This is a genomic window from Streptomyces adustus, assembly GCF_009377175.1.
GTDB lineage: Bacteria > Actinomycetota > Actinomycetes > Streptomycetales > Streptomycetaceae > Streptomyces > Streptomyces adustus.
Window position 1 is genome coordinate 1 of sequence record NZ_VJZD01000296.1, and the last position, 11005, is coordinate 11005.

At 67.1% G+C, this 11005-nt stretch carries 8 protein-coding genes; 4 read left to right on the forward strand and 4 right to left on the reverse strand.

Going from position 1 to position 11005, the window contains the following annotated elements; translation table 11 throughout:
- Positions 1-85 precede the first annotated feature (85 nt).
- Positions 86-265, forward strand: a complete 180-nt coding sequence (locus tag FNH09_RS40560) for a hypothetical protein (protein ID WP_152894878.1) — start codon at positions 86-88, stop codon at positions 263-265.
- 314 nt (positions 266-579) lie between these two features.
- Here the strand turns inward: FNH09_RS40560 and FNH09_RS40565 are convergent, their stop codons facing one another.
- Positions 580-1353, reverse strand: a complete 774-nt coding sequence (locus FNH09_RS40565; RefSeq protein WP_152894879.1) for a single-stranded DNA-binding protein — start codon at positions 1351-1353, stop codon at positions 580-582.
- Positions 1354-1469: 116 nt separating this feature from the next.
- Here FNH09_RS40565 and FNH09_RS40570 point away from each other — a divergent pair, with 116 nt between their 5' ends.
- On the forward strand, positions 1470-1958 hold the full coding sequence (locus FNH09_RS40570) for a hypothetical protein (protein WP_152894880.1): 489 nt from the start codon (positions 1470-1472) through the stop codon (positions 1956-1958).
- A 485-nt stretch (positions 1959-2443) separates the two neighbouring features.
- On the opposite strand, the gene FNH09_RS40575 is transcribed toward FNH09_RS40570, so the two are convergent.
- Entirely contained in the window at positions 2444-2689 is a 246-nt protein-coding gene (locus tag FNH09_RS40575; RefSeq protein ID WP_152894881.1) for a hypothetical protein, read from the reverse strand.
- A 473-nt stretch (positions 2690-3162) separates the two neighbouring features.
- Between FNH09_RS40575 and FNH09_RS40580 the strand changes: the two genes are divergently transcribed.
- Both FNH09_RS40580 and FNH09_RS40585 read left to right on the forward strand, forming a co-directional pair.
- A complete protein-coding gene (locus FNH09_RS40580; RefSeq protein WP_152894882.1) occupies positions 3163-3876 on the forward strand; it encodes a hypothetical protein in 714 nt (237 codons plus the stop codon).
- Positions 3877-4185: 309 nt separating this feature from the next.
- On the forward strand, positions 4186-5805 hold the full coding sequence (locus FNH09_RS40585) for a hypothetical protein (RefSeq protein WP_152894883.1): 1620 nt from the start codon (positions 4186-4188) through the stop codon (positions 5803-5805).
- 682 nt (positions 5806-6487) lie between these two features.
- On the opposite strand, the gene FNH09_RS49975 is transcribed toward FNH09_RS40585, so the two are convergent.
- Both FNH09_RS49975 and FNH09_RS40595 read right to left on the reverse strand, forming a co-directional pair.
- Positions 6488-9574, reverse strand: a complete 3087-nt coding sequence (locus tag FNH09_RS49975; RefSeq protein WP_152894884.1) for an FG-GAP-like repeat-containing protein — start codon at positions 9572-9574, stop codon at positions 6488-6490.
- A gap of 525 nt (positions 9575-10099) precedes the next feature.
- The gene (locus FNH09_RS40595; RefSeq protein WP_152894885.1) at positions 10100-10807 is read right to left on the reverse strand and encodes a DUF4232 domain-containing protein; all 708 of its coding nucleotides are present in this window, start codon (positions 10805-10807) and stop codon (positions 10100-10102) included.
- Between the last annotated feature and the right edge of the window lie 198 nt (positions 10808-11005).

The following is an 11005-nucleotide window of genomic DNA, read 5'->3' on the forward strand; positions in this document are numbered from 1 at the left end:
GAGCTGGGGGAGGTGGCGGGCTGAGCTGCGGGAGTGATGTTGCGCTTGTAGTCTCCGGGCGAGGGCATCGATCGGTGGGGGAAGCATGCGTCTCTGGTACTTCTTCATAGCGTTGCCGTTTTGCATGATCGGCCTGTACTGCACCTTTGGCGCCATCGTGACCGGCCTTGACCGTAATGATCTACAGAGACGGCAGACCCTGAAAGTGCTCTTGATCGCCGGGGCTGCAAGCTGGGCAGTAACGATCTTTCTCTTGACTCTTTGAGAGCTACCGTGCCGCAACGATGCGTCAAGCGGTCCACTGCTGTCCGACACCAACGCCTGGCACCAACAGACGCGGACGAGGGCGACCGACACGGAACTTTGACGGACTGGCGATCCAGACAGAAGGCCATTGACCCACCAGGTCGAACCCACATGATCGACCTGGCAAGGATGAGGCCACAGGTTCAAAGGATCACCGTCATACGGGTGAGGGCGCCGTCCCGGTAGGAACGGCGCCCCCACTGGACATCCGCTGACACTCGACCAGGCGTGGTGTGACGGTCGCCTGTGGTCGGAAACGCTCTCAGTACGTCGCTATCGGACGTCCACGAAGTCGCCGGTCGCGTTGACCGTCGAAGTCGTCGTCGTGCCCGCGAAGCTGTAACGGAAGTAGCCGTCGATCGAGGCGGTGACAGTCGTCCTCAGGTTGCCCGTCGCGTCGGACTTGATCGTCTTCACTGTGGTGTAGGTGTTGCTGCCCTTCTTGCGGAACTGCAGCTTTACCGACTGGTTCGCGTAGCCGTGGTACTTGTTGTCCTCCCAGTTGGCCCGGGAGAGCTTGCCGGTGACCGTGATGGTCTTGCCCTTCTTCACCGGCTCCGGCGAGGCGTTGGCCGTCAGCTTCGAGTAGCGCTGCACCTTGAACGTGGTGGCCGCATCCCGGTGGATGTAGTTGTCGTCGTTGGCGGAGACCAGCGTGGCGAGGTTCCAGGTGGCCGCCGCGTTGTTGCCGACGAAGCCGGTCGACGCCTGCGGGTCGAACGTCAGCGTGCCTGTGCAGGTCGACGTGGTGGCACTCGCCTTGACGCACGTGATCTCGCCGTCGTCGTACCAGATCTGCGCGTAGTTCGGCTTCGGACCGAAGGCGCTGATGTACGTGGTCTCGGCGATGCCCGAATCGTCCGACGCAGTCACGGAGACCTTGGCAGACACCACGTTGGTGGTACCGACCACGACCGGCTTGCCGCCGTTGACGACGACCTTGTCGATCGTGATGTTGCCCGAGCCGCCGTCTGCCGCCTGAGCGCTGGTGGCACCGATTGCGGTGGCGACCAGTAAGACGCTGGTGCCGAGCAGGGCAAGGCGCATGGTTGTGCGCAAAATGTTCCCCCACTGATTCTTTTTTTGATTGATCAGAGGAAGCGTACGGCGTTGGCCAACGGTTAACCACTGGTTTGGTTGCGGTACGGCAGTGAATGCCGTCCATGAGCGCTCACTTCGAAGTCGTCTTCTCCTGCCACTTGCGCGACGACACCCCCGAATGGGTCATGGCCGCCTTGCGATGGCATTCGGGCATGGATGCCGACTTTCCCGAAGGTCTCGACGACCAAGACGGACGACTGGACCCACTGATGGTCCCGGACAGCTACAGCAACCGCCATATACCCGGTGGAGACGCCGTGTCCCTGCGCCGCGAGTTACAAGGGTTCACGAACCATGGGGAGTTGTATGAATGGGAGCTTTTCGCACGCAATCACTGGATCGACGACTACATGCTGTACCTCCGGGACCTGTTGGACCAGCTCGCCCCGCACGTTGCGCGGCCCGGCTACGGGGGCCACTTTCGCGACATCTGCGACTCCGAAGTGACAATCTTCGACTTCTCGAGCACCTGCCTGGCCTGCGGCGCGAGTTCAGCCAAGAACACCACGGCGCGCTACAAGTCCTCCGGACCCCATTCCGGGGCGCCGTAGTGCCCATCTTCGCCGGAGTGCTTAGCCCACCGCGGATCAACCTCAGACAGATAATCCGTCATGCCCGCCCCCAACAGATCGTCCCTTGTGCGTGCCGTTCGCACCGTACAGACCGCCAGGACACCGCGTGTCGAATCCGTGTCGAAGTTCCGCCGGCGACTTGCTCAGCTGCGGAAGAGCCACAGGTCCAGAGGAGGACGGGCCCAACCACAAAGCGCCTTCCAAGCGCTCCGTGATTCGGAACGTGCCACAGCCGTGCCACATCGTGCGGTCAACCACGGGCAACGACGGCTCGCTGCGGTCGAGATGCGCCGTTCACCTGGGACGCGGCTACAGCCGTAGTGACCTGGACGGACATGCCGACGACTACGTCCGCCCCCACAAGGCAGTGGTGGCCACAGCCGGTCGCTTCACCACATGACGTGTCGTGGCAACCCCGCTGGCAGAGCGCGACAGACGAGCCAGGTCGACCGCGAGCTCTCTTGCTACGCCTGCGGCCCCTCGGCATCCCTGCGGCTGGACACGACATGGCGCGCGATCGTGGACAAGGCCAGCTCACGATCCTCGTCAACCGCAAGCCAACCCTTGCCCAGGAGCGATTGCAGCACTGGGCGAACCTCGTCACCCAGCTCCTCCGCCAAGTCGTCATCCGTAAAGCAGAGGCCATCCTGGACGAGGCTCGCCACGTGGAACACGACGGCTTCCTCCCCCGCGGTGATGTTGAAGTCCATGACGTGAAGGTATGCGAGCCCCTTGGCCGCAACACGCCGAGGGCCCTGTCGTCACGGGCCCGCCGTCACGGCTGGCTCTGGTCGACGGCAGGCTGTCGCCCTGGATCCCGATCGGCCGGTGAAGTGGGTCGGCGTCGGCGGGGAGCACGAGATGCCGCGGCCGGAGATCGTTCTCGGGTTCGACAGCCTGTGTCTCGTCATGCCTGTTGATGACGACGGCTGGTACATGGGCAGTCTGTACGAGGATGGCAGCGTCGTCTGCTGGACCTCCTATGGGGCCAACCTGTACGAGGCGCTACGCGGACTCCGAGAGCTCGCGCCACGGCGAGACGCGCTGGGCACGGCACGAATACGCCGTCCGCCACGTCGGCCTTCGCTGTCAGCCATGCACAGCGGACTGGAAGCGCTGGCTCTGGCAGCACGGTCGAAGCTCGCTTAAGATCACTCCCCTTGACATGGCCTTGGGAGAACTCATGCGCGCCCGGATGCCGTTGGCGGCACACGTCACCCTGCCCCTGGCTCTTGTGGCGACGCTGGCCGGTTGCTCGGCTACAGACATCACGACCACGGCTCCCGGAGCCGAACCGTCCTCCGCGCCTGCCACCGCGCGGGCGAAACCACTGAGCGAAACCGAGCTGAGGGCGCTGACCTTGGAAGATTCGGAGTTGCCCGAGGCCCGCCCGGGAGGAATCTCCGTCCAGGGCCACAGCGACCCGTCCGACTACCCTTCCTTCAAGCCCGCTTCCGATCCTGACTGTCAGTCAGTACATGACATCAGCAACGCGACGACGGCTTCAGCGGTCGTCACCCAGGTGATCAACTGGAGGAACGGGATCTACGGCGGTGGAGCCACTCTGGCCTCCTACGACGATGGTGAGGCCGAACAACTCTTCGCAAAACTCAAGCGCGCCCTGAACTCATGCCACACCTACCAGGGCGACGGGTGGACAGGCACATATACATCCACCATGCAGACGCAGAAGGCGCCGAAGGCGGGTGACGAGGCTGTGCAGTTCAGGGAGTACGCGCCGACCGAACAAGGCAGGCGCGACCAGTTGTTCGTCATCGTGCGGACCGGCAATGTCATCGCAACCTACGAGTCTCTGGATATCGGCCGCACGTCTACATTCCCCACCGAACCGATCACCAGGCAGGCTGAACGGCTGCGCGACGCACAGAGCAAGTAGTGCGAAGTGGTGCAACCGTCGCGGCCCCAGTCGGCCGAGAAGAACGCGGGTCATCGACCAGATTCCCCAGCCGCTCTCCTGAAGCGGTGGTCGGCCGGGAGTGACCGCTTGGCGTGCCTGGCAGACCTCAGTGACCACCGTGCCCATGGTTCGCGGCCAGGAACGTACGCCGAGCGTTGACTTGGCTGCCGACGTACAACCATCCCACTGCGCAGGTCGTCTGATCACGCAGGTCAAGAGGTTGATCGAATCGCTCGGTCCGGCGTGGAGAAAGCACGGCGGGCCCTCAGTTGCGAAAGCAGCAGTCCCGTGATCTTGAAGAACGCCGCGCGAGCCGCGGCCATCAGCACCGCGATACTCGCCGGCATGGTCACAGCCCCCGGTCAGGCGAGCGCCGACACCACCGGGCCCGTGGTCTCGGGGATCGGCAGGGTCCAGACCGACACCGGGCTCGAGCTCACCGCCCACATCGACGCCCCGGCCGGCGTCACCTCCGTGACGGCCACCATCACCGCACAAACGGCCAGCGTGCCCAAAAGCACGGTCACCGACTTCCACCTCATCTCGGGCACCGCCACCTCCGGTACCTGGCAGAGCAGCGGCTCACTGGGACTCGACGTCTACGCCTCGTACCGGGTCGCCATCACTGCGCAGGACAGCGAGGGCACGGTCTCCCTTCCCGGCCGCGGCCTCCTCGCCTACCGCCCCTCGCCGGTCTTCCACGACACCGCCTACGAGCCCACGACCCTCAGCTTCGAGCACCAGGACATCAACGTCCACGGCCGGGTGACCGAGTACGACCCGGCCGCCGGCGACATCGGAACCCCGTGGCCTACCCCCGCCGGCCTGGGTGTCTTCGTCACCTGGGACGGGCACACGTCGCCCCGCTACGCAACGGCGGCAGACGGCACCTTCGCCTTCACCGTCCACCCTGGCGCCGTGCAGAACACCACCCTCCACGTCTCCTTCGTAGACTCAACGGCGTACGCCGAGGGCCCGGACTCCGAGCCGATCACCTCCGTCGACTCCCCCGCACGCATCACCCTGGACCGCACCGGCAGCACCGGCGCCCCGGTCGGCAGCACACAAGTCATCAGCGGAACTGCGGAAGGCCAGCAGGAGGACGGCACCTGGGTGCCGGTCGCCAACGCCAAGCTCCTGGTCCAAGCCGACGTGGGAGGCGCCTGGGTGACCACCGACGCCACCGGGCGGTTCAGCCACACCGTGCCCGTCACCAACGACACCACGATCTGGACCGTCAGCGAGATGCGGCCGTTCCTCACCCCCACCAGCGTCAGCTACACCGTCGCCAACCCCGTCGCGAAGGTGTCCCTGTACGCCAACAAGCCGACCGTCGACGCCTACTCCCGCCTGCACATCTCCGGATACCCGACTTTCCCCGGCGACTGGTTGCCGAGTGGGCGGGTCTACATCCAGCAGTCCAACGACGGCCACACCGGCTGGACCAACATCGGCTCCACCACGATCGGCAGCGGCGGCTTCGCCGCCTCCGTGCTCACCGTCACCAACCCCCACGGCTACTGGCGCTACTACTACCCCGGCGCCCCCGGCTTCACCGCCGCCTACAGCCCCGTCGTCCACGCCTTCCGCTATCAGACCGCCATCAGCGGCGGAAAGCCCAGCCACACCAGGGTCACCAAGCGCCACACCGTGACCATCAGCGGCACCCTCAAGCAGAACGGCTACGGCTCCTGGACCCCCCTGCCCAAGGCCACCGTCCAGATCTTCTTCCGCCCCTCCGGCAGCAGCACCTGGCACCTGATCACCAGCGCCCGTACCAGCAGCACCGGCTACTTCGCCGCTCACCCCACCATCACCCGCACCGGCACCTGGCGCGTCGTGTACAAGGCCCCCGACCAAGTCCACGTCAACGCCTACGGCCCCATGGTCAAGGTCACCGCGATCTGACGAACTGAGCGGTGCCGAACAGCAGGCCACCGCGGCAGTCCCGACCATGAAGTGGTGTAGCCGATGAAGCCGGCAAAAATGCGGATCACAACCGGATTCGGTGCTACTGGAGCCGCTCTCGGACTGACACCCCGACAGCCCGGGACTTCGGCCCGAGCCGCCATTTGGATCCGCAGGCAGCCAAGCCGAGATCTCGAGCAGGATCGGCTACACCACTCGGCGAGACGCCATCGCGCTGGTGCACCACAAGTGCACCAGGTGCGGCAGGGAACTGCGGGGAACCACGGTGCACGTGCCGCCCTTCGTCCAACCTGCCGCGACAGTAAGTATCGAAGCCCTGACGGTCGACTCGTCCGGCGCCGCGTTCATCCAACTCAAGCAAACACTGACCGAGATCATCCCGGGATCAACCCTGTACGCGACGGAATGCGGCCTCCGCGAGCACTGAACGCCCGCGACACCCGCTCTTTGAACAGCCGCACCACAACCGTCCGACCGCCGAACTGGAACTCTGTCCGTACCCGGATCTGATGGACGGCTGACATCAACGGCTGACATCAACGACGCCGGACAGAGGCGCACAACACGCCCGCCCCACGGTCTGTGGGCCGACGGCGTATGCCCTTCGCTTCCCCGGCGGGTCGTTCGCTCGGCCGGGGAGGCGAAGGGCGTATGGCGTGGGTCAGAACACGCCCTTGTAGCTCTGCCAGCCGGTGGCGAGTCTGGTGCGGCCGCCGAAGGAGCCCTTCCCGTTGCCGTTGTGACGGTAGAGAGCACCGGAGGTGTCGCGGGCGACGATGTCGGCCCTGCCGTCGCCGGTGATGTCGCCCACGCCGACGATGACGTTGTACGAGGCGCCCCAGTCGTTGAAGACCTTCACCCGGCTCTTGAACTTGCCTGTCGCGGTGCCGTCGTAACGCCACAGTTCGTTCGACTTGTCCTGCACCAGCAGGTCGCCGTGGCCGTCCCCATTGAGGTCGCCGGCACCCACGATCTTCTTGTAGCCCGTCCACTTGGAAGCGATCTTCGTCCGCGCCGACAGCTTGCCCGCGCTCGTCGCCTTGTACAGGTAGACGTCCCCGGTGGAGGCCTGACGTGCGATCAGGTCCGCACGGCCGTCACCGCTGACGTCCCCGGGCGAGGTCAGCACGTCGTACTGCGTCCAGCCGCTGGTGCCCAGCGAGGTGTACGCCGTCGACGGGGTCACCGCCGCTCCGCACGCGGGCCGGTAGGCGCGCAGGGCACCGGTGGCGTAACGCACGAGAACGTCGTTGCACCGGTCGCCGCCGAGGTCGCCGTACGGCACGAACACCGCGCTCGTCGGCCAGCCGGAGCCCGTCTTCTTGCCGGTCAGGGTCCCGGTGCCGGTGCCGTACTGATAGGTCAGCGCGCCCGAGCCGTTGAGGGTGAGCACCTCGCCGAAGCCGTCCGCGGTGGCGAAGTCCCGTCGGACCGGGGTCGCACCGGTGACCTTGAGCGCGCCGGTCCTGGTGAGGGTCGCGCCCCGGCCGTCGGCCGGGGTGGCGGTGAGCGTCCAGGTGTAGGCGCCGTTGGCGACGAGCTTGCCGGCCGTGTCCTTGCCGTTCCACGACGGGGGGAGCACGCCCTGCCCAGTACCGCCGGACAGCGTGCGCACCGTCGTACCCGTGGCCTTGTTCTTGAGCACGAGCGTCCAGGAGGCGACCGGCTTCGACAGCCACCACCTGGGGCTCCAGAGCCCGGCGCCGCCCTTGACGTCGACCGAGCCCGCGACGGAGGAGTCGAGCTGGGACAGTGCCGAGACGGGGACGCCGCTCGGCACCAGGTGGGTGTTCTCCTGGTCGTCCACGTACGCGATCAGGCCGGTGTACGGATCCACGTCCCAGGGCTGCCCGGCCGAGACGGTGCCCACCGTGTGCGTCACGGGGGCGCCGCCACGGACGTCGATCACCTTCAGCTCGCCGTCCACGTCCATGACGACGAAGCCGTCACCGAGCTTCGCGGTCTCCCAGTCGCCCTGTGTGAGCGTCAGCTTGGTTCTCGTGACGGTGTCATAGACGCCCTGGCTCTCGTTCGGTCCCGAACCCGAGCACGTCCACAGCAGCCAGTGCCCGACCGCCTCCAGGTCCTCCAGGCTGCACTTCGAGCCGAACGACACCGACTCGCCCTTGGCGCCGGTGCGGACATCGACCGGCGTCACGACGTCGCCGCCTTCCCACACCCACAGGGTGGTGCCCCACATCGCCCGGCCGTGCTGCGCCGAGGCGAGCGTCGTGCCGCCGGTGTCGAGGTCGACCACCCGTGTCTCGGACCCGGCCTTCGCGGTGTACTCGGTGGCCATCGCGGCGTACCGGCCCTTGGTATCCCACACACGGACGTAGTTGCTCCGGGGGTCGATCGCCGTGCCGGGCAGCGTGCCCGTCGGCTGGACGACCCGGGGGACGCGGTCGCCCTGCGTGGACCACTCGTTCCAGATCACCGTACGACCGTCCCCGGTGCCCTCGATGTGGGGCCCGGGGTCGGTGACGACGCCTCGATCGGTGCGGGAGCCGACGGTGAGGGTGTCGCCGCCCGTGCCGATCGTCCGGCTGTACAGGTACGTACGGCCCAGGTCGCGGTCGTGCTCCGTCACGGTGAGGCGGCCGTTGTCCAGGGTGAGCGCCTGTACGGGGTCGGCCTGCGGGTCCAGCACTGAGGCGGCGACCTTCCGGACCACAGGGCTGCCGTCGGTGCCCGCGCGGACCAGGTTCACTCCCCAGTCGGCGGTGTCGGCCCTGCTGCCGGGCACCAGGAGGCCGCCGTCGGGAGTGGGGACGGCGTAGGAGAGGCTCTGCGAGCGGGCCAGCACGGACCTGGTCGTCGAGCCGTCGGGGGCGAGCGCGTCGACCCGCCAGACGGGCAGGGTGCCGTCCTCGGCGCCGAGAGCGGAGTCGTAGCGGGAGACCAGGATCTGGTCTCCGACCATGCCCAGCAGGTGGGTCGCGCCGTCGTTCTCCAGCGGCACGGTGCTCACGGCCTTGGTCAGGTCGTCGCGGGAGTAGACGGAGACGGTGTTGTTCCCGTCCCACGACACCAGGTGGGTGGGGGTGAGGACCACCCGCCCGCTGGTGGTGACGGTCGGGTTGTACGGCAGCACGGTCAGCGTGCCCTTGTCGGCGTCGAGCCAGCCGCTGAGGGTCCCGCTGTCGGTCCAGTACTGGACCACCATGCCGTGGGCGTCGGCCACGGGCGAGTCGCCGGAGGCCACGAGAACGTTGGAGGAGGTGCCGTCCGGGACGCCCGCCACCTCACGGTCGCCCACCGTGCCGTCGTCCTGGAGGTCGAGCAGGTGCCACATCAGCCTGCCGTCCCTCCAGCCGGTCGTGACGACGGTCCGCCCCAGCGTCCCCCGGTAGGTGTGGCCGTCCGGGAGCGGGATCGTCGTCCCGGTCCCCCCGGCCGCCATGTCCCGCAGCTTCACGGTCCGCGTGCCGGCGTCATAGCGGGCCACGACGTCCGAGCCGGCGCCGAACTCCGGCATGCCGTCGACCTCGGTGGCCGAAGCGTCCACCACCGTGTCCTCACCGGTGTAGGTGGTCCACACATGGCCGCGCCCGGGTTCGTAGCGCAGGAACCCCGACGGGCCCGCGCCGAACAGATGGGTCGCGGGCGTCAGGGACGTCGACGCCGGGATGACCACCTCGGTGGCCGCGTCCGCGTGCGCGTCCATGACGAACGGTCCGAGACCGACGGCCAGGGTGAACGATGTGGCGACGGCTATACCGCCACGGACGAGGGCACGTCTGCCCACTTGGTTCCTCCACGGGAGTGGAAAGCTTTGACACTTGCATGATCAAGACTCGGCAAACAGCCACAAGGTTGTGGCCCCGGGGAAAGTCGGGCAGAGGTCGATGCCACGTCACCCTGGACTTCGACACTTCGAAGATCAGCCGGTGGTCGTTCGTCGATGCGGGCGCGATCGTGCAAGACGCAGGTCATGAGCGGTGTGGCCGCCCCGCTCCCCTGAAGCGGGTGTCGCAGGTTCGAATCCTGCCGGGGGCACACGGCCGGAAGGGGTCCTGCTCCCGGATTCGGGAGCAGGACCCCTTTTGGCATCCACGTCCGACAGCAGCGGCGGCGGTCACACCGTGTGGCGTCGCCGGCGGACTCCCGCCTCCTCTGCCAGGTGGCCCGTGCCACCCAGGACGATCACTTGGAAAGCCGTGCGGACATAGGCGGTCACGAAGCGGGAGATCCTGCGGGTGGCTCGCATGGTGGGTTACCTGCCTGCTCGGGTCTGTGGGCTGCTGTTCTTCGAGCGCGCGTTCAGGCGCCGTCAGTTGATGGCGTCGTCCATCGACTGCTGCCAGTACGTGACCTTGAGCGAGTCGTCGACGTAGACGCCCTTCGCGGGCAGCGACGGGTGGGCGCCCGCGCCGACGCTCTCGTTGCCGGAGGGGCCGTGGAAGTAGACCGTCAGGGACTTCGCGGTGTAGCCGTTCGAGCCACTGCCGTCGCCTGCGGAGAGGCTGACGGCGGCGTACCCGGTCTCGCCCGGTTCGAGCGTGACGACTGCCTGCGGCTGCGAGTCCTCGATGACCGGAGGCACGGCCTGGGCCTCGCCGAAGCGGACGGCCGGGTAGCCGTAGAGGTAGCACCTCTTGCCACCGGTGTTGGTCACCGTGAGCAGCATGTGGTTCAGGGGACGGCTCAGCGGAGCCGCGACCGTCTTGGTGTTGGACCCCTCACAGGTGACCGGCTTGCCCGAGGACACGGGCGCCTTCGGCGCGGAGGTGTGTGGGGCCGGCTTCGTAGTGGCGGCGGCGGGCTTGCCGTCCGAGGAGGAGGAACCCGAGGAGGAGTTGGAGCCGGAGCCGGAGGAAGGAGCGCCGGAAGAAGGGCTCGCGGTCGGGGTGTTGGCCGTCGAGGCACCCTCGTTGCGAGCGCCTGTTCCGTCGTTGCACGCGGTCAGGGAGAGCGCGGCGAGAACGACGGTCGCGGCGGCGCCGATCAGACGGGTGCGGGAGGTGCGGAGACTGGACATGTGGCCGTGCCCCTTCGGTGTTCGGGTGGGGATGGTGATTGGATGACCGAAGCTTGTGAGGTGATCCGTCCCAACCGCCACGCACAGCGGGGAGTTGGGGACGCTGGAACACCGAAATGCGCTCTGACCAGGGATGAAGCGGTACCCCTGGAATGCGCGGTTGGAACACGGGGGATGGGGGGAACGGGTGTCAGGGGC